Below are 17735 nucleotides of genomic sequence, written 5' to 3'. Positions count from 1 at the left end.
GCGCCTTTGCCTACCAATCTTCCTTCACCGCCAGCACCGCATCGTGTCCGGCCGCGGCGCGCCCCGCCAGCCACGCCGTGGCCGTGCCCGCCACCACGACAGCTGCGCACAACGCCAGCAGACGCAGCCACGGCACCTGCAAATCCATGGTCCAGTGAAAGCTTTGCGGATTTACCACGTGCACCAGCACCACCGACACGGCCAGGCCCAGTGCGAGCCCGGCGATGGCGCCGATCAGCGTCCAGGCCGCGCCTTCTCCGGCCACCACCGCCAGAATCTGCCGGCGCGTGAGGCCCAGGTGCGCCAGCAGGCCGAACTCGCGGCGCCGCGCCAGCACCTGCGCGCCGAAGGAGGCTGCCACGCCGAACAGGCCAATGGCAATCGCCACGGCCTGCAGCCAGTAGGTCACTGCAAAGCTGCGGTCGAAAATCCTGAGCGAGCTGGCGCGAATCTCGCCGACCGAGGCGAAGTCGATCAGCGCACCCGCGCCCGACTGCTGCTCGGCCACGTCGCGGATGGCCTGCTGCAATCGCGTGACGTCGGTGCCGGCTTGCAGCCAGAGCGCCAGATCGTTGACGCGCCGATCGCCCGTGAGCCGTTCGAAATCGCGCCGGTCGAGCGCGATGGCGCCGAACTGGCGGGCGTAGTCGCGCCACACACCTGCTACAAAAAAAGTAGCTGATTGCGTATGCCCATCAAAGGCTACAGCCCGAAATGAGTCAGATAAAGGAGCAAAAACGGCGCCCGCACGCGCGCCATACAGGTCCACCACCGCCTCGCTCACGTAGATCGCCACTTGCCCCGGCGGCACCGGTAGCGGGGGCGCCAGCAGGGGCAGGTTGCGCGCCGCGTCGCCCAGATCGCGCGCGATCAACGCCAGCGCCGGTTGGCCGGGCGCCAGCTGCAAGGGGCTGCTGCGCAGCGTGCTGACGCGCTGCACGCCAGGCAAGCGCGCCACGCCCCGCACAAACTCGGGCGTGAAATACGCCGTGTCGCTGGCACTGCCGGCGGTGGCGCTGCGCACGTACAACTCGGCCGGCAGCACCACATCGAGCCAGTGCATGACGGAGCCGCGAAAGCTGCCCACCATCACCGTCAGCGCCACAGCGAGGCTCAGCGCCGCCACCACGCCGCTCACGGCCACGGCGGCGCTCTCGCGCACGCGGCGCGCGCGCTCGACCGCCAGCAGCGGCAGCAGATGGCGCGCGACCCGCGGGGCGAGCCGGTCGTACAGCAGGGCCACCAGCCAGGGCAGGGCGGTGATACCGCCCACCAGCAGCAGCGCCACTGACAGGTAGGCCGCCAATGGAATGCCAAATACAGGCGGAGCCCAGGCCAACAGGGCGCCGGCAGCTATCAAAATGATACTTGGCCAGTGCGCAGTGGCGTCGCCCGGCGCTGCGCTCAAGCCCTTGAGGGTTTGCGCCGGCGGCAGCTTTTGGGCGGCGCGAGCCGGCCACCATGCGCCGACCAGCGCCGCCAGCACGCCGAGTGCGCCGTAGGTCAGCGCCGCCGCGCCGCTCCATTGCAAGGCCGGTGCCTCGCCGGCAAAGTAGCCGCCGCCCAGGTCGCCGCCCAGCACACGCAGCGCCAGCGCGGCCAGCCCCGTGCCCAGCACGATGCCGGCGGCGCTGCCGAGCAGCCCCAGCACGCCCGACTCCACCAGCACCAGCACCAAACGTTCGCGCCCGGTGAGTCCGAGCACGCCGAGCAGCGCCAACTGCTGGGCGCGCTTGGCCACGCTGAGCGACAGCACCGAGAACACCAGAAAAGCCCCGGTGAACAGCGCCACCAGCGCCAGCACCGTCAGGTTGACGCGGTAGGCGCGCGACAGGTTGCTCACACGCTGGCCGGCGTCGCCGGGTTCGCCCGCGCTGATGTTGGCGGGCAACTGCAGCGACTGCAGGAATGCCGCGCGATCCACGCCGGGGCGCAGCCGCACATCGATGCGCGTGAGCTGGCCGAGCTTGCCGAACAGCTCCTGCGCCGCCGCAATGTCCATCACGGCCAGCGCCGCGCCGCCGGCGCTGACCGTGCCCGCGACCCGCACCGTGCGCAGGGCCAGGCCGCTTTGCAACTGCAGCGTGGCGGGCGGCATACCCGCATCCGTCCGCAATGCCTGTCGCGCCGCGGGGTTCAGAAACACCGTTGCCGGCGCCAGCATCGCCAGCCGGTCGGCGCCGGCCTGGGGCACCGGCATCAGTGCCGGTGCCACCTGCGCCACCACGAGTGCATCCACGCCCATCACGCGCAGCGGCGCCCGTGTACCGTCGGGCTTCAGTACGTAAGTCGCCAATTCCAGCACCGGGCTGGCCACGGCCACCTGCGGCTGGTGCGCCACGCGCGCGAACAGCGCTTCGTCAAAACTGCCCTGGACCGCGCGCAGCGCCAGGTCGGGCTGGCCATTGACCGAGCGCACCGCGCTGGAGAATTCGCTGAGCGCCGAGGCGTTGATGAGCTGCACCGAGAACGCCAGCGCCACGCCCAGCATCACCGCGATCACGGCCGCCGCGTTGCGCCAGGGGTGGTGACGCAATTCCTGCCAGGAGAAGGTGCAAAGCAATGCGCGCATGTCCGTCCATTGTGCCGCCGCGTGTTGCGCCCTGACCCGTTTTACACTAACCGACCATCTTCAGAGAGGTTGATTCATGGCAATTGGTTGGCTCACGGCTTTGAAAACCATCCCGTGGGCGGATGTCATCAGCACGGCGCCCATCGTGGTTGACGGCGCGAAGAAACTGTGGAGTTCCGTGGGCAAGAAACCGGCGCCACCGGAGCTTGCCCCTGCGGCGTCGCCACCGGTTTCGTCACCCGAGGCGCAGGCCATCGCCGCGCTGGAGACCCGCATCGCCGCACTGGAGGTCGAGGCGTCCGACCTGCACGGCCAGATGGTGGCGTCCTCGGAGCTCATCAAGGCGCTGGCGGAACAGAACACGCAACTCATCAGCCGCATCGAAACCAGCCGGGTGCGCCTGCTCTGGCTGGCGGTTGCCAACGTGGTGATTGCCGTCATCGCCGTGGGTGCGCTGGGCCTGGCGATAGTGCGCCAGGGCGCCTGACAAAATCGCGGCAAGCTTCAACAAACGTCCCAAAGGATTTGATATGGCCGGCCCCACGACGGAATTCTGGCAAGAACGCTTCGAGAAAAAGGAAACACGCTGGGACCGTGGCGCCCCTAATCCCCAACTATTGGCCTGGCTGGACAGCGGCGCGTTGCAACCGTGCCGGATTGCCGTGCCGGGTTGCGGCGGTGGCTGGGAGGTGGCCGAACTGGCGCGGCGCGGCTTCGACGTCACGGGGCTCGACTACACCCCGGCGGCCGTCGCAAAAACCCGCGCGCTGCTGGACACCCAGTCCCTCAAGGCGGAAGTTGTTCAGGCCGATGTTCTGAGCTACCAGCCGGGGCAGGTTTTCGATGCCGTTTACGAGCAAACCTGCCTGTGCGCGATTCACCCGGACCATTGGTTGCAGTACGCAAGGCAATTGCGCCAATGGCTCAAGCCCGAAGGCAGTCTGTGGGTGCTGTTCATGCAGGCGATTCGCCCTGCCGCCAGCGAAGAGGGATTGATCGAAGGGCCGCCCTACCACTGCGACATCAACGCCATGTGGGCCTTGTTTGCGCAGCCTGACTGGGCATGGCCCAAACCGCCTTACGCCAAAGTGCCCCATCCGGTCCTTGTGCACGAGTTGGGGCTGCGGCTGATTCGCCGGTGAGTGCAGCCAACGTAGCGTATTGCAGGGTAGGCCATGTCTCATGAATCCAGACTGACGGGCGAATTGCGCGCGCTGCTGCATGCGCAGCGCACGGCGGCCTTGGGCACCACGGGCGACGATGGCGCCGCCTTTGTCTCCATGGTGCCGTTCGCCCTGGAGCCCGCTCTGGGCTGCCTGGTCATTCACGTCAGCGGCCTGGCGGCCCACACGCGCAACCTGCAAGCCCGGCCCAGGGTGTCGCTGCTTGTCATGCAGCCTGAGGTAACGGGTGAGCCGGTGCATGCGCTGCCGCGCGTGACGCTGCAGGGGGAGGCGTTGATGCTGGCGCCCGACAGCGCGCCGTGGCATGCGTGCCGGGCCGCGTATCTGGCCCGATTTCCCGAGGCGGAGTTCATGACGCAGTTGGGCGACTTTCGTTTTGTGGCGGTGCGCATCACACAAGCGCGTCACGTCGCGGGGTTTGGCGCGGCGCGCGATGTGGACGAAGAAGAAATCAAACGCGTTTTGAGCCCGGCAAAACCGGCATAGCCGGCCCCGGGATTACCCATCTGCGGCTGATAACGGCGCAGGCATGCTGTAGCACATTCCTGACGCTTGGCCCCGTCAGCTCTGGGCGCAGACGACGTGCGCCTGGATCTTTGCGTCGACCGGGCCTGCGCCGAATCGCGCGGCGATCGCAGCGGCACACGCCGCTGTCGCTTGCACCACATCGGCGCCAGAACGGGCCTCGATCTCATTGCGCAAGAGCGTTCCCTGACAATAGGCAACGGCCGGCACCTGTGCCGACACCGCGCGACTGCGCGCTGCAATCGTCTCGATACGTGGCGCCGAGTCGAACCCCGCAGCCGTGAGGTCGCGTGCAATCGCTTCCCTGTCGAAATAGCCGTGGGGTGTGCGCGCCATGAACCGTGGGGGGTCCGCGGGGAACAGGCCGGCAAGCACCGTCGTGACGGTATCGGCAAACTCGTTTTCCTCGATGCGATCCCAGACGTTGAACAACAGCACGCCGCCGCGACGCAGCACGCGCCGTGCTTCGGAAAACGCGCGCGACTTGTCGGGAAAGAACATCACGCCGAATTGGCAAACGACGATGTCGAAACTCGCGTCCTCGAACGGTAGCAGCGCCGCATCCGCCTGCTGCCACTGCACCGGGCGCTTCGTGCCGACGGCCGCGGCACGATCGAGCATTGGCTGATTCAGGTCGGTCGCCACCAGGTCGACATGGAGGGGCAAGACCTGCGCCATCGCTCGGGTGACGGCGCCCGTGCCGGCGGCGGTCTCAAGCACACGTGACGGATCGAGAGCGGCCACACGCTGCGCCAGATCGGCGGCATAGGGCTCAAAGATCAGTGGAACGAGGTGGCTGTCGTAGAGCTCGGGAATCGAGCCGGCGAAGAGCGCGTCAGATGCAGGTTTGTTCATCGGATTCCTCCTTTCGGACTTGCTGTGATCTTAGGCGCGGCGAGGCCAATTGAACAGCGATCTTGCAAAGGTCCGCTGCGTCGAACTCCCAGCATCTGTTCGGGCACGATGAAGCCTGTGACTGGTGGCCGTGAGTTATGGAACCATGGTTTTGAAACTCCCAATGACAGTTTTTGGGCTAGCTCTGTCGACCGTCAACAGAAGACTGAGCGGAGCCGGTCACGGTCACCCTACCAAGGCGCGGGCTCGACCCGATGCCGTCAGCTCTTGATGGAGATCAAGGCCGCGCGGCTAAACAAGCCCAAAATATCGACGAACTTTCCCACTTGACGATTGTGGAGGCGAGTCATGGACGACGAAATCAGACGGAAGATCCTGGCGCTCTTGGCGCAACATCGGATCATGACGGTTGCGACAGTGCGGCCGGATGGCTGGCCACAGGCAACGACTGTTGGCTACGTGAATGAAGGCTTGACCCTGTACTTTCTCTGCGGCCTGGAGAGTCAGAAGGCAAAAAACCTGGCGCGAGATGATCGGCTCTCGCTGACAATCGATCACGACACGGCGGATTTGATGGCGATCACCGGCCTGTCGATGGCAGCACGCGCGCATGCAGTGGATGATCGGGCACAAGCGGAGAAAGTCTTGCGCATGCTACCGCTGAAATATCCTGAGGCACAGCCTCTGCCGATGAAGATGCCGAGCCCGGATGAGGTCCGCCTGTTCCGCGTAACGCCCACGATCATTTCCGTCCTTGATTACTCCAAGGGCTTCGGGCATACGGATCTCGTCATTTGCTGATCGCGTCATTCTCGCGGTCTTGATGTCGTGCGCGACTCGGATGTTCTTCGAACCCGAATGGCCGCATCTTGCCGATGGCTGCTCCCGCTGCAGTCCGGCCGATCAATGAGATGGTGGTGACCGCAACCTGGTTATGCCTTGTTGGGATTGATCAGGTACTTGGTGCCGGTCGCACGTTGGCCATAAACGGCGATGACTTCTGGTTGCAGGGCCTCGGCCAGGGAAATCTCCTTCGAGTAGCTGCTGGCAAAGGTTGTCTTGAGCTCCGCCGCCACTCGTTGGCGCAGTGCCTGCGCAGCCTCCACGCCGATACGCTGCAGGAACGGAAACAATAGCCAGCCACCGATGCCCCATGCCATGCCGAAGTTCCGGTTGAACTCTGTCGGGCCGGTGTCGAGACCCCCGTAGAGGTAAACCTGCTTGTGGGTGGTGGAACCGTAGCGGCTGTATTCTTTGGCAGTGCGATTCAAAGCCGCCTCCATGCAGGTCAGGATCTGTCCGGCCAGCTTGCCGCCGCCGGTGGCATCGAAGGCAATGGTGGCGCCGGTGTCCACCAGCGCCTGCGTGAGGTCTTCCATGAACGTGGGCGTTGATGAGTCGCAAACATATTTGGCGCCCATGCGCTTGAGCAGCGTCGCCTGCTCGGGCTTGCGCACGACGTTCACCAGACCGATCTGGTCCTTGATGCAGATCTTGTTGAGCATCTGGCCGAGGTTGGAGGCCGCCGCCGTGTGAACCAGGGCTTTGTGGCCCTCGCGCCGCATGGTTTCCACCATGCCAAGCGCGGTCAGCGGGTTGACGAAGCAGGAGGCGCCCTCGGCCGGCGTCGTGCCTTCTGGCAGCACCAGGCATTGGTCGGCCTGGATGCAGCGGTACTGCGCATACATCGCCCCGCCCAGAACGGCCACCGTCTTGCCCAGCAGCGCCTGCGCCGTGCCGGACGACCCCGCAGCGACAACCACGCCGGCACCCTCGTTGCCCACAGGCAGCGACTGGCCCAGGCGGGCGGCCATGCCTTTCATCAGCTGGTCAGGAATTTGCGCTGTGACGACGGGGCTGGCCGGCGTTCCGGACATCTTTGCCGTGCTGATGTCGGCAGCGCCAAAAAGCAGTCCGATGTCGGAGGGGTTGATCGGAGTGGCTTCGATCCGCACCACCACTTCGTCGGGCGCGGGATCCGGGGTCGCGACGCTGAGCAGCGATATCTCCAGTTCGCCATTGGGCTTGACGAGGGAGCGAAGTTGAAGCCCTGTGCGTGTTGGGTTGGTACTCATGGTGGACTCCTGTGATGGAAATTCACTCTAGCATAGGGTCAATATTTTTTTACAATGGCCGCGCATTCCCACCTTGAAAGAGAGCCGCTTTATCGAACATCCCGTCATCACTCCATCCGCAGTACTGCAGGCGCATGGCCTGTGTTTCCGCCATCCGCAGCGCGAACTTTTCGCCGATTGGTCTACGCGCATCCCGCCCGGGGTTACGCTGGTGCGCGGCGGCGATGGCAGCGGCAAGAGCACGCTGCTGCGTTTGCTGGCGGGGGATCGGCCAGCCCAGGCTGGAACGCTGCAAATCAACGGTGTGCGCCTGGGCGACCGGCCGGGCGCCTATCGCCGGCAGGTGTTCTGGATCGATCCGCGCTCGAGTGCCTTTGACCAGATCACGCCGGTCGATTACTTCAGAACTTTGCACCGCCAGTATTCGGCGTTCGACGAGCAGGTAGCGGGCGAGTTGACGGAAGGCCTGTCGCTGGCACCGCACCGGGACAAGCCTTTGTACATGCTGTCCACGGGGTCCAAGCGCAAGGTCTGGCTGGCCGCGGCCTTTGCGTCGGGCGCTGCCGTCACGTTGCTGGACGAGCCCTTTGCGGCGCTCGACAAGACGTCGATCGGCTTTGTGACGGAACTTCTGCAGGACGCGGCCACGCATCCCGCGCGCGCATGGGTGATGGCCGACTACGAGGCGCCGGCGGGCGTGCCGCTGGCAGCCATCATCGATCTGTGAACTGCAGCGCGCGCCTATCATGAGCACGATGACAGCAAACCGGCACCCGATTTCGGCACTCAAGATTACCCTTATCGGCTTTGCCGCGCTGGCCTCGGCCATGGGCGTGGGCCGCTTTGCCTTCACACCGCTGTTGCCGCTGATGCAGGCGCATGCCGGCATGAGTCTGCGCCAGGGCGCGTGGCTTGCGGGGGCCAACTACGTCGGCTACCTGGTGGGCGCCATGCTGTGCAGCATCACCGTGCCGGCGCCGCGCCATGCGGTGCGCTTTGGCTTGGTGGCGGTGGCGTTGTTGACGCTGGGCATGGGCGTGACGGATGGCTTTGATGCGTGGCTGGCCCTGCGCTTCGGCGCCGGTGTGGCCAGCGCCTACGTGCTGGTGGGGGTGTCGGCCTGGGCCTTGCCCGTGCTCGCCAGGCATGACCGCTCGGTGTGGTCGGGTTGGGTTTTTGCCGGTGTTGGTGTGGGCATCAGCCTGGCCGGTCTGGTCGTCTTGCTGGCCGGGCTGGGTGGCTCCGATCCCGCCGGGGTGTGGCTGCTGCTGGGGTTGGCCAGCATTGTGGTCGCGGGCATCGCCTGGGCGCCGATGCGTGCGGCCGGCGCCGTCGCGGCCTCCAGTGTGCGGCAGGCGGGCCGGCTCGGCGCGGATGGCTGGCGGCTGGTGCTTTGCTACGGCACCTTCGGGTTCGGCTACATCATCCCGGCCACGTTCCTGCCCGCGATGGCGCGCGATGTGATTGCCGACCCGGCGGTCTTTGGCTGGGTCTGGCCGGTGTTCGGGGCGACCGCGGCGCTGTCGACCGTGGCCGTTGCGCTTGGCTCCAGGCGCATGCAGGCGCGCAGGGTCTGGGCGCTGGGCCAGCTCGTCATGGCGGCCGGTGTGCTCGCTCCGGTGCTGCTCCCCGGAATCGGGACGCTGCTGGTGGCGGCGGTGTGCGTCGGCGGCACGTTCATGGTGAATACCATGGCGGGGATGCAGGAGGCCCGGCGCATCGCCGGTGCCCATGCGCCGAAGCTGATGGCCGCGATGACCGCCGCCTTTGCACTGGGGCAGCTGGCGGGCCCGATCGTTGTTGCGATGGCTGCGGCGGATGGCGCCCGCCATGCGGCCGGGCCCAGCCTGTTCGCGGTCGCGCTGCTGCTGGCGGGGGCCTGGGCGCTGCGGCGCCAGCCGGATTGATCTGCGTCAAGCCCGGTGCGCAAGGATGACATCCAGGTGTCGCTGGACGGCAGCGTGGTCACGCTGCGCGCTGAGGTCAAGCAGGAGGACAGCCAGACCGAGGGTGACAAGGTACTGCGCAGCGAGCGCTACTACGGCGCGGTGTCGCGCAGCCTCCAGTTGCCGCAGGACATTGAGCAGGCGCAGGCCAAGGCCAAGTATGACAACGGGATTTTGATGCTGACGCTGCCCAAGAAGGGGGGCACCGGCGTCCAGCATCTGGCCATCGAATAAGCGGGCCGTTCCGGCCTGTGCGCTGCCGGCGCAGTCGCGTCAGGCGATGCCGACCGCGCTGAGATGCAGCACGCGGTCGGCTCGCGCGGCAGCGGCCGCCGAATGCGTCACCAGCACCAGCGAGGCGCCGTGCTGGCGGGTTTGCGAGATCAGTGCATCCATCACCTTGGTGGCGGTGGCCGGATCCAGGTTGCCGGTCGGCTCGTCCGCCAGCAGCAGCGTGGGGCGATGAATCAGCGCGCGCGCGATCGCCACGCGCTGCAGCTGGCCGCCGCTGAGCTGCTGCGGCAGCCGTGCGCCCAGGCCGTGCAGGCCGACGGCATCCAGCATGTCCTGTACGCGCGCATCGTCGTGCTGGCCCAGCAGCATCAGTGGCAGCGCCACGTTTTGCGCCACGTCCAGGTGCGGCAGCACATGAAAGGCCTGGAATACAAAGCCGACCTTGCGCCGGCGCCAGAGCGCGCGCTCGTCGGCGCTCAAGGCGCCGATATCCACGCCGTCGAGTTGCACCGAGCCGGTATCCCACGTATCCAGTCCGGCCATGCAGTTGAGCAGCGTGGATTTGCCGACGCCCGACTCGCCTACGATGGCGACGAATTCGCCGGGCGCGACTTCGAGCGAGACGTTGTCGAACACCACCAGCTCGCCATAGCGTTTGCTCAAGGCGTTGACGACCAGGCTCATGCACGTTGCTCTTGAAAGGCCTGCACCAGCGCCAGCACCTGCTGCACGGCCGTGGGGTCGTCGCAGGCCACCACGCGGCGCTCGGGGCTTGAGCGCAGCCAGGTGAGCTGGCGCTTGGCAAGCTGGCGTGTGGCGAAGATGCCCTTGTCGCGCAGCTCGCTGATCGCAGGGAGGTCGCCCGGCCCGCGTGCTTCGTGTGCATCCAGCCCGCGCGCTTCTTGCGCGTCCAACCACTCCCACGCCTGGCGGTAGCCGACGCAGCGCATCGCGGGCGCCTGCGCGGTCAGGTCGCCGCGCGCGCGCAGGGTCCGGACTTCGTCCAGAAAACCCGCCGCCAGCATGGCGTCGAAGCGCTGGGCGATGCGCTCGTGCAGCCAGCCGCGATCTTGCGGTTCTAAAGAAATAAAGGCTGTAGCCCTTGCGGAGTCTGTGCTATCAGCTATTGTTTTAATAGTATGGAAGGATGACATGGGCTGGCCGGAGGCGCGGTACACCTCCAGCGCGCGCTGGATGCGCTGCGAATCATTGGGCGCCAGGCGCTTGGCCGTGACCGGGTCCACGCGTGCCAGCTCGGCGTGCAGGGCGGGCCAGCCCGATGCCAGCGCCTCGGCTTCCAGCGCGGCGCGAATCGCCGGGTCGGCCGGCGGCATCGCATCCAGGCCCTGCGCCAGCGCCTTGAAGTACAGCATGGTGCCGCCTACCAGCAGCGGCAGCCTGCCGCGCGCGCTGATGTCACTGATCAGTCGCCGTGCGTCGGCCGCGAACTCGGCCGCGCTGTAGGGCTGCAATGGGTCGCGAATGTCGATCAGGTGGTGCGGCACGGCCGCCCGTTCTTCCGCGCTGGGCTTCGCCGTGCCGATGTCCATGCCGCGGTACACCAGCGCCGAATCGACGCTGACGATCTCGACCGCATGCGCGCGCGCAATGGCCATGGCGGCGGCCGTCTTGCCGGCGGCCGTGGGTCCGGCCAGCGCGACATAGCGCAGTGTTGCGGCGTCCGGATTGGGACGGTTCACCACGCTGTTGTGCCCCGGCAGCAGAGAGGCGAAGTCATTGAAAAGGGCGGCGTGCGAGACATCCGTCTGAGCGTATCAGATCGCCTGGCAGACCTCGGGCGAAATGCGGCGGCGCCGGGACCAAGGTGATCGATGCTGCTCAAGACGCCGTGGCGCGGTCACAATGGCCCGCACCGCCGATTCCGTGCGGAACACAGGACACCATCACCATGACCACCGCGCCACGCTGATCCGCACGGCAGTCATCATCGTGGTGCTTGCGGGCTTCGTCGTTGCCACCGGCAAGTGGAGCAACCCCTGGGCGCTGCAGACCAAGACCTGGCTGTTCCTGGCGCTGTCGGGGCTGGCCACCGGCGCCTCATGGGTCTGCTACTTTCGCGCGCTCAAGATCGGCGATGCGTCCAAGGTCGCGCCGGTGGACAAGTTCAGCCTGGTGCTGGTGGCGATCTTCGCCTTTGTTTTTCTTGGCGAGCGGCCCGGCGCGCGCGAATGGCTCGGCATCCTGATGGTGGGCGCGGGGGTCGTCGTGCTGGGGCTCAAGAAGTAGCGCGGTCCCCGCTTCAGATCACGCCTTGCGCCAGCATGGCGTCGGCCACTTTCACGAACGCGGCGACGTTGGCGCCATCCACATAGCTCACGCTGCCATCGGCGCGCCGGCCGTGCTGCAGGCAGGCTTCATGAATGCTGGTCATGATGCTGTGCAGGCGCGCGTCCACCTCGTCGCGCGGCCAGGTCAGGCGCATGGCGTTCTGGCTCATCTCCAGGCCCGACGTGGCGACACCGCCGGCATTGCTGGCCTTGCCGGGCGCATACAGCACGCCGTTGGCCTCGAACGCTTTCACGGCCTCGATGGTGCAGGGCATGTTGGCGCCTTCGGCCACGCAAATGGCCCCGTTCTTGATCAGGGTGGCGGCGTCATTGGCGTCCAGTTCGTTCTGGGTCGCGCAGGGCAGCACCACATCCACCGGCACATCCCAGGGGCGCGCGCCGGCATGGAAGTTCGTGCCCGTGCGCCGGGCGTAGTCGCTGACGCGGCCGTACTGGTGGTTCTTGACCTCCATGAGTTCGGCCAGCTTGGCCGGGCTGAAGCCTTCCTCGTCCACCACGGTGCCGCTGGAGTCCGACACGGTGACGACCTTGGCGCCCAGCGCCATGGCCTTCTCGACCGCGTATTGCGCCACATTGCCCGAGCCCGACACGCTGATGCGCAGGCCCTGCAGCGAGCGCCCGCTCTGCTTGAGCATCTCTTCGGCGAAGTAGACGGTGCCGTAACCGGTGGCTTCGGGGCGGATCAGCGAGCCGCCGAAACTCAGGCCCTTGCCGGTGAACACGCAGTCGGCCCGGTTCGTGATTTTTTTCATCATGCCGGTCATGAAACCGATCTCGCGGCCGCCCACGCCAATGTCGCCGGCCGGCACGTCGGTGTCGGCGCCCACGTGGTGCACCAGCTCGCTCACGAAGGCCTGGCAAAAGCGCATGACTTCGCCGGGGCTCTTGCCCTTGGGGTCGAAGTCGCTGCCGCCCTTGGCGCCGCCCATGGGCAAAGTCGTCAACGCGTTCTTGAAGGTCTGCTCGAAGGCCAGGAATTTCAGGATCGACAGGTTCACCGACGGGTGCAGGCGCAGGCCGCCCTTGTACGGGCCGATGGCCGAGCTGTGCTGGATGCGAAAGCCGCGGTTCACGCGGACCTCGCCATGATCGTCCACCCACGAGACGCGAAAGATGATGGCGCGCTCGGGCTCGGTCAGGCGTTCAAGCAGGCCCTGGCCGGCATATTTGGGGTGTTTTTCAATGTAGGGCCACAGGCTCTCCATGACTTCGGTCACGGCCTGCAGGTACTCGCTCTGGCCGGGGTTGCGTTCGGCCACGTGGCCCAGGAACGCGTGGAGGGTCTGGAATTTCATCAACCGTCTTTCACTTAAATGGTGCATGAAGTCATGCAAAAGACGTATTTTGCAGGAAATCTCCCTGTTTTGGTGCGTCGGCCATCCGGAAGACACCAGGCGTCCAAAGAAGCGTCGAAACGGGCGCCACTAAGCCGGCGAGCCGGCTAGCGCCCGCGCAGGAACAGGCTGTCGAGCTCGCGGATCGTGACCTGGCGCCAGGTGGGGCGGCCGTGGTTGCACTGGTCGGAGCGCTCGGTGTGCTCCATCTGGCGCAGCAGCGCGTTCATCTCGTCCACGGTGAGGCGGCGATTCGCGCGCACCGCGCCATGGCAGGCCATGGTGGAGAGCAGCTCGTTCTGCGCGCGCTGGATCACGGTGCTGGCGTCGTGTGTGCTGAGCTCGGCCAGCACGCTGCGCGCCAACTCCACCGCATCACCTTGGGCCAGCGAGGTGGGCACGGCGCGCACGGCCAGCGTCTTGGGCGAAAACGGCGTGATCTCCAGGCCCAGCATCCTGAGCGTGTCGGTGTGCGCCTCGGCCGTGGCGACTTCGTGCGCGGTGGCCGCGAATGTGGCGGGGATCAGCAGCGGCTGGCTCGCGATGGCGGCGCTGTCCATCTGCGTTTTCAGGCGCTCGTAGACGATGCGCTCGTGCGCCGCGTGCATGTCCACGATGACCAGGCCCTGCGTGTTCTCGGACAGGATGTAGATGCCCTGCAACTGCGCGAGTGCGCGACCGAGCGGCCAGTCGCCGGGGGGAAGCGTATCCGCAGCCGTTGGCCCGGCGCTTGGCCCGTCCTGAACTTGTCGAGGGGGCAAAGTGCCGTCTCGAGCGGGGGAAAATGCTTCGGTAGCGCCGGTTGTGAGCCCGTCGTGGGACCGGTCCTGAGCGGTGCCGGATGGGTCGGTGCCAGTGCTGCCAAAGTGGCCCACCGCTGCAGGTGAATTGGACTGTCCAACGGGCCACAGCGCCTCGAAGTCGGAGACCCGGTGATTCCGGGTTGCTGCGAAATCAATAGCGGGTTGCGCCCATGGCGTCTGGGCAACAGGCTGATTTGACTCATATTCTGTCGTTGCGGAATCCGTCGCGACTGTGGCTGCCGCTGCCGCCAGAACGGCCGCCGCTGCCCGCGGCGCGGCCAGTGCGTTCTCCACCGCGTGGCGCACGGCCTGGTGCACTTCGCGGCTGTCGCGAAAGCGCACCTCGATCTTGGTCGGGTGCACGTTCACGTCGACCCGCGCCGGGTCAATCTCCACGTACAGCGCATACACCGGCTGGCGCTGGCCGTGCAGCACATCCTCGTAGGCGCTGCGGGCCGCGTGCGTCAGCACCTTGTCGCGCACGAAGCGGCCGTTGACATAGCAAAATTGCTGGTCGGCGCGGGCCCGTGCGGCGTCGGGAATGCCGGCGCGGCCACTCACGCGCACCGAGCCGGCGCGGTAGTCCACCGCGATCGACTGCGCGATGAAGTCGCTGCCCAGCACATCGCCGAGCCGGCGTGTTCTCGCCGCATCGTCGCTGCCGCAGGCGCGCCACTGCTCGACCAGCCGGCCCTCGGCCCAGATGGCAAAGCCCACGTCGGGGCGCGCCAGCGCGTGGCGGCGCACGGCCTCGACGCAGTGCGCCTGCTCGGTCGCATCGGTCTTGAGGAATTTGCGCCGCGCTGGCACGCTGAAGAACAGTTCCTTGACTTCCACCGTGGTGCCCGCGGCGCGCGCGGCGGGTTTCAGCTCGCCCGTGCGGCCATCCAGAAAATAAGCACTGGATTGGCCTGCAGCCCTTGACAGCAGGGCGCAGTCAGCTATGGAGTTGATAGCGGCCAGGGCCTCACCGCGAAATCCCATGGTGCCGACCGATTCCAGATCGGCGAGGTTCCCGATCTTGCTCGTGGCATGGCGTTTGAGCGCAATGGGCAGCTCCTCGAATGGAATGCCCGCGCCGTCGTCCTCCACCGAGATCAGCCGCACGCCGCCGGCCAGCAGCCGCAGCGTGACCTGCGTGGCGCCGGCATCGAGCGCGTTGTCCACCAGTTCGCGCACCACCGAGGCCGGGCGCTCGACCACCTCGCCGGCGGCGATCTGGCTGATCAGCTCCTCGGGCAGTTCGCGGATCGGGCGGCGGGTGTCAAGAGGCATGGAGTGGGGGTAGGGCGCATTCACCGGGCCATTTTAGGGGTGCAGGGATAATCCTTTCCCATGGAACTTATTGCTTTTCTGATCGACTTCATCCTGCACGTGGACAAGCACCTCGAGGCGTTTGTCACCAGCTACGGCCTGTGGGTCTATGCACTGCTGTTTTTGATTATTTTTGTCGAGACCGGCCTCGTGGTCATGCCGTTCTTGCCGGGGGACTCGCTCCTGTTCGTCGCCGGTGCGATGTGCGGCGTGGGCCTGATGAACTACCCGCTGACGGTTGCGCTGCTGCTGGCCGCCGCGGTGCTGGGCAACCAGTCCAACTACACGATCGGCCATTATTTCGGGCCCCGGGTGTTCCAGTGGGAAGACTCCAAGTTTTTCAACAAGCGGGCGTTCGACCAGGCGCACAGCTTTTACGAACGCTATGGCGGCATCACCATCGTGGCGGCGCGCTTCATGCCGTTCGTGCGCACCTTCGCGCCCTTCGTGGCGGGCGTGGCGCAGATGACGCGGCGCAAATTCACGCTGTTCGATGTGACCGGCGGCGCGCTGTGGGTGGGCGGACTCGTCACCGTCGGTTATTTCTTCGGCAACATCCCGTTTGTCAAGGCGAACCTTGAAAAGGTGATCTGGGCGCTGATCCTGATCCCGGGGCTGTTCGTCCTGTTGGGCGCCTGGAAGGCCCGCAGAGGGCAGGCGGCCTCAAGGTCAACGGGTCCGAATTGATAATCAAGCATATTATCTAGACTCGTCAACCGCCACCGTGCGAGGAGTGCCATGAACGCACCTCAGGCTTCAAGTTCTGCTCTTTCCCGCTGGAGCCAGCCAGGCTCCAGCCGCATTCCATTTTGGGCCTATACCGACGGCCAGTTGTACCAGCGCGAACTGGAAGCCATTTTTTACGGCGCGCACTGGTGCTACGTGGGCCTGGAGGTCGAGATACCCAATGTGGGCGACTACAAGCTGAGCCATATCGGCGAGCGCCAGGTGCTGATGGTGCGCGACCGTGTGGCCCCCAAAGACCGCGATACAGACAGCGGCATCCGTGTGGTGGAAAACCGCTGCGTGCACCGTGGCGTGCGCTTTTGCCAGAAGCTGCAGGGCAACGCGCGCAGCTTTGTCTGCCCGTACCACCAGTGGACCTACAAGCTCAACGGCGATCTGGCGGGCTTGCCGTTCAAGGATGGGGTGAAGGACGGCGACTGCGTCAACGGCGGCATGCCGGAGGGCTTCGAGCTCAAGGACCACGGCCTGACGAAGCTGCGCGTGGCCACCCTGCACGGGCTGGTGTTGGCCACCTTCAGCGACGAGACCGAGCCGCTGCAGGATTACCTCGGCCCCAACGTCATGCCGTGGCTGGAGCGCATCTTCAAGGGGCACACGCTCACGCTGCTGGGCTACAACCGCCAGCGCATTCCGGGCAACTGGAAACTCATGATGGAAAACATCAAGGACCCGTACCACCCGGGCCTGCTGCACACCTGGTTCGTGACCTTCGGGCTGTGGCGGGCCGACCAGAAATCGCGCATGGTGATGGACGCGCAGGGCCGCCACGCGGTGATGATTTCCAGAAAGAACGAAGGCGGGCAAGCTGCGGTGACGCAGGGCGTGACCAGCTTCAAGGCCGGCATGACGCTGCACGACGACCGCCTGCTCGACGTAGTGCCGGAGCCGTGGTGGCGTATCCCCGACCCGTCGAATCCGGGTGCCGAGATCACGCCGACCGTAACGATGATCACGCTGTTCCCCAGCCTCATCATCCAGCAACAGGTCAACTCGCTGTCCACGCGCCACATCGTGCCGCGCGGCGCGGGCGAGTTCGATTTTGTCTGGACGCATTTCGGCTTTGCCGACGACACGCCCGAGATGACGCGGCGCCGGCTGCGCCAGTCGAATCTGTTCGGCCCGGCCGGCTTTGTGAGCGCTGACGACGGCGAGGTGATCGAACTGAGTCAGGGCGGTTTCCGCCAGTGGGGCGAGGGCGGTTCGACCCTGTGTGAACTGGGCGGCACCGGCACGGAGATGACCGAGCACATGGTGACGGAGACCCTGATCCGCAGCATGTATGCCTACTGGAAGAAGGTGATGGCCGTATGAGCACCCACGCCCCAACGGCCGGGAGTGTCGAAGCCTTGCTGCTGCAGCACCAGATCGACCAGCTCAACGCCGCCTGCGCGGCCGCGCTGGACGAGCAGCGCTTCGAGGCCTGGCCCGAATTCTTTCTGCCGGATGCAAGCTACAAGGTGCAGGCCCGCGAGAACTTCGACCGCGGCCTGCCGCTGGCGCTGATCGACCTGGAGAGCCAGGGCATGATGAAGGATCGGGTCTACGGCGTGACCCAGACGATCTTCCACGCGCCGTACTACATGCGGCACATCGTCAGCCCCGCGCAGGTGCTGGCGGTGAACAACGGCATCATTCATGCGCAGGCCCATTACGCCGTGTTCCGGACCAAACCCGGCGGCGTGAGCGAGGTCTACAACGTGGGCCGCTACATCGACCGGATCGTGCGCACCGAGGCCGGCCTGCGCTTTCAAAGTCGCCAGTGCATCTACGACAGCGAGATGGTTCTCAACTCGCTGATCTACCCGGTCTGAAGGCGCTATCGCTATCGCTACCGCGC

General features: G+C 66.1%; 17 protein-coding genes and 1 pseudogene. 11 read left to right on the top strand and 7 right to left on the bottom strand.

Features of this window, described 5'->3' with window-relative positions; translation table 11 throughout:
- Window positions 1-10: 10 nt before the first annotated feature.
- Window positions 11-2572, bottom strand: a complete 2562-nt coding sequence (locus EUB48_RS13825) for an FtsX-like permease family protein (protein WP_142819662.1) — start codon at window positions 2570-2572, stop codon at window positions 11-13.
- Window positions 2573-2648: 76 nt separating this feature from the next.
- Here EUB48_RS13825 and EUB48_RS13820 point away from each other — a divergent pair, with 76 nt between their 5' ends.
- From EUB48_RS13820 to EUB48_RS13810, 3 genes are read left to right on the top strand one after another with little or no spacing between them, the layout of a single operon-like run.
- A complete protein-coding gene (locus EUB48_RS13820) occupies window positions 2649-3059 on the top strand; it encodes a hypothetical protein (RefSeq protein ID WP_142819661.1) in 411 nt (136 codons plus the stop codon).
- A 43-nt stretch (window positions 3060-3102) separates the two neighbouring features.
- Window positions 3103-3714 carry a methyltransferase domain-containing protein gene (locus EUB48_RS13815; protein ID WP_142819660.1) on the top strand — a complete coding sequence of 204 codons (612 nt, stop codon included), beginning with the start codon at window positions 3103-3105 and terminating at the stop codon, window positions 3712-3714.
- A 33-nt stretch (window positions 3715-3747) separates the two neighbouring features.
- The gene (locus EUB48_RS13810; protein WP_142819659.1) at window positions 3748-4242 is read left to right on the top strand and encodes a HugZ family pyridoxamine 5'-phosphate oxidase; all 495 of its coding nucleotides are present in this window, start codon (window positions 3748-3750) and stop codon (window positions 4240-4242) included.
- A gap of 75 nt (window positions 4243-4317) precedes the next feature.
- Here EUB48_RS13810 and EUB48_RS13805 read toward each other — a convergent pair whose 3' ends face one another.
- Window positions 4318-5136: a class I SAM-dependent methyltransferase gene (locus EUB48_RS13805; protein WP_142819658.1), complete on the bottom strand. Its 819-nt coding sequence runs from the start codon at window positions 5134-5136 to the stop codon at window positions 4318-4320.
- A gap of 348 nt (window positions 5137-5484) precedes the next feature.
- On the opposite strand from EUB48_RS13805, the gene EUB48_RS13800 reads away from it, so the two are divergent.
- Window positions 5485-5937 carry a pyridoxamine 5'-phosphate oxidase family protein gene (locus EUB48_RS13800; RefSeq protein ID WP_142819657.1) on the top strand — a complete coding sequence of 151 codons (453 nt, stop codon included), beginning with the start codon at window positions 5485-5487 and terminating at the stop codon, window positions 5935-5937.
- 131 nt (window positions 5938-6068) lie between these two features.
- On the opposite strand, the gene EUB48_RS13795 is transcribed toward EUB48_RS13800, so the two are convergent.
- Window positions 6069-7211, bottom strand: a complete 1143-nt coding sequence (locus EUB48_RS13795; RefSeq protein ID WP_142819656.1) for a zinc-binding dehydrogenase — start codon at window positions 7209-7211, stop codon at window positions 6069-6071.
- 73 nt (window positions 7212-7284) lie between these two features.
- Here EUB48_RS13795 and EUB48_RS13790 point away from each other — a divergent pair, with 73 nt between their 5' ends.
- The 3 genes and pseudogenes from EUB48_RS13790 to EUB48_RS13780 all read left to right on the top strand — a co-directional run.
- Window positions 7285-7938 (top strand): ABC transporter ATP-binding protein, encoded by a 654-nt coding sequence (locus tag EUB48_RS13790; protein ID WP_244618202.1) that lies wholly within the window; start codon window positions 7285-7287, stop codon window positions 7936-7938.
- Window positions 7939-7957: 19 nt separating this feature from the next.
- Window positions 7958-9118: a YbfB/YjiJ family MFS transporter gene (locus tag EUB48_RS13785; protein WP_210411635.1), complete on the top strand. Its 1161-nt coding sequence runs from the start codon at window positions 7958-7960 to the stop codon at window positions 9116-9118.
- A gap of 15 nt (window positions 9119-9133) precedes the next feature.
- Window positions 9134-9391 (top strand): annotated as a pseudogene (locus EUB48_RS13780) (Hsp20/alpha crystallin family protein); the annotation flags it as partial.
- Between the two features lie 39 nt (window positions 9392-9430).
- On the opposite strand, the gene EUB48_RS13775 reads toward EUB48_RS13780, so the two are convergent.
- Entirely contained in the window at window positions 9431-10075 is a 645-nt protein-coding gene (locus tag EUB48_RS13775; RefSeq protein ID WP_142819654.1) for an ABC transporter ATP-binding protein, read from the bottom strand.
- Window positions 10072-11091: a tRNA (adenosine(37)-N6)-dimethylallyltransferase MiaA gene (miaA, locus tag EUB48_RS13770; RefSeq protein ID WP_142819653.1), complete on the bottom strand. Its 1020-nt coding sequence runs from the start codon at window positions 11089-11091 to the stop codon at window positions 10072-10074. The genes EUB48_RS13775 and miaA overlap by 4 nt, the downstream gene beginning before the upstream one ends.
- A 184-nt stretch (window positions 11092-11275) precedes the next feature.
- Between miaA and EUB48_RS13765 the strand changes: the two genes are divergently transcribed.
- On the top strand, window positions 11276-11638 hold the full coding sequence (locus EUB48_RS13765) for an EamA family transporter (RefSeq protein WP_476705527.1): 363 nt from the start codon (window positions 11276-11278) through the stop codon (window positions 11636-11638).
- A gap of 13 nt (window positions 11639-11651) precedes the next feature.
- On the opposite strand, the gene gdhA is transcribed toward EUB48_RS13765, so the two are convergent.
- Complete coding sequence (gene gdhA, locus EUB48_RS13760; protein ID WP_142819651.1) at window positions 11652-12995, bottom strand: NADP-specific glutamate dehydrogenase; 1344 nt, start codon at window positions 12993-12995, stop codon at window positions 11652-11654.
- Between the two features lie 146 nt (window positions 12996-13141).
- Window positions 13142-15112 (bottom strand): DNA mismatch repair endonuclease MutL, encoded by a 1971-nt coding sequence (mutL, locus tag EUB48_RS13755; protein ID WP_142819650.1) that lies wholly within the window; start codon window positions 15110-15112, stop codon window positions 13142-13144.
- A 60-nt stretch (window positions 15113-15172) separates the two neighbouring features.
- Between mutL and EUB48_RS13750 the strand changes: the two genes are divergently transcribed.
- From EUB48_RS13750 to EUB48_RS13740, 3 genes are read left to right on the top strand one after another with little or no spacing between them, the layout of a single operon-like run.
- The gene (locus EUB48_RS13750; RefSeq protein WP_142819649.1) at window positions 15173-15838 is read left to right on the top strand and encodes a DedA family protein; all 666 of its coding nucleotides are present in this window, start codon (window positions 15173-15175) and stop codon (window positions 15836-15838) included.
- Window positions 15839-15889: 51 nt separating this feature from the next.
- Window positions 15890-17209: an aromatic ring-hydroxylating dioxygenase subunit alpha gene (locus tag EUB48_RS13745; RefSeq protein ID WP_142819648.1), complete on the top strand. Its 1320-nt coding sequence runs from the start codon at window positions 15890-15892 to the stop codon at window positions 17207-17209.
- Window positions 17206-17709, top strand: coding sequence for an aromatic-ring-hydroxylating dioxygenase subunit beta (locus tag EUB48_RS13740; RefSeq protein WP_142819647.1), 504 nt, complete (start codon window positions 17206-17208; stop codon window positions 17707-17709). Before EUB48_RS13745 ends, EUB48_RS13740 begins: the two co-directional genes overlap by 4 nt.
- The last annotated feature ends 26 nt before the right edge of the window (window positions 17710-17735 follow it).

This window comes from Rhodoferax sediminis (assembly GCF_006970865.1).
GTDB lineage: Bacteria > Pseudomonadota > Gammaproteobacteria > Burkholderiales > Burkholderiaceae_C > Rhodoferax_A > Rhodoferax_A sediminis.
The sequence above is the reverse complement of the archived record's forward strand: the minus strand, read 5'-3'. Positions and strand labels throughout refer to the sequence as shown.

What these genes read in the sequence shown, in the direction of transcription:
- EUB48_RS13825 (WP_142819662.1), bottom strand. Translation starts at nt 2,572, where the DNA reads ATGCGCGCATTGCTTTGCACCTTCTCCTGGCAGGAATTGCGTCACCAC.
- EUB48_RS13820 (WP_142819661.1), top strand. Translation starts at nt 2,649, where the DNA reads ATGGCAATTGGTTGGCTCACGGCTTTGAAAACCATCCCGTGGGCGGAT.
- EUB48_RS13815 (WP_142819660.1), top strand. Translation starts at nt 3,103, where the DNA reads ATGGCCGGCCCCACGACGGAATTCTGGCAAGAACGCTTCGAGAAAAAG.
- EUB48_RS13810 (WP_142819659.1), top strand. Translation starts at nt 3,748, where the DNA reads ATGTCTCATGAATCCAGACTGACGGGCGAATTGCGCGCGCTGCTGCAT.
- EUB48_RS13805 (WP_142819658.1), bottom strand. Translation starts at nt 5,136, where the DNA reads ATGAACAAACCTGCATCTGACGCGCTCTTCGCCGGCTCGATTCCCGAG.
- EUB48_RS13800 (WP_142819657.1), top strand. Translation starts at nt 5,485, where the DNA reads ATGGACGACGAAATCAGACGGAAGATCCTGGCGCTCTTGGCGCAACAT.
- EUB48_RS13795 (WP_142819656.1), bottom strand. Translation starts at nt 7,211, where the DNA reads ATGAGTACCAACCCAACACGCACAGGGCTTCAACTTCGCTCCCTCGTC.
- EUB48_RS13785 (WP_210411635.1), top strand. Translation starts at nt 7,958, where the DNA reads ATGAGCACGATGACAGCAAACCGGCACCCGATTTCGGCACTCAAGATT.
- EUB48_RS13775 (WP_142819654.1), bottom strand. Translation starts at nt 10,075, where the DNA reads ATGAGCCTGGTCGTCAACGCCTTGAGCAAACGCTATGGCGAGCTGGTG.
- gdhA (WP_142819651.1), bottom strand. Translation starts at nt 12,995, where the DNA reads ATGAAATTCCAGACCCTCCACGCGTTCCTGGGCCACGTGGCCGAACGC.
- mutL (WP_142819650.1), bottom strand. Translation starts at nt 15,112, where the DNA reads ATGCCTCTTGACACCCGCCGCCCGATCCGCGAACTGCCCGAGGAGCTG.
- EUB48_RS13750 (WP_142819649.1), top strand. Translation starts at nt 15,173, where the DNA reads ATGGAACTTATTGCTTTTCTGATCGACTTCATCCTGCACGTGGACAAG.
- EUB48_RS13745 (WP_142819648.1), top strand. Translation starts at nt 15,890, where the DNA reads ATGAACGCACCTCAGGCTTCAAGTTCTGCTCTTTCCCGCTGGAGCCAG.
- EUB48_RS13740 (WP_142819647.1), top strand. Translation starts at nt 17,206, where the DNA reads ATGAGCACCCACGCCCCAACGGCCGGGAGTGTCGAAGCCTTGCTGCTG.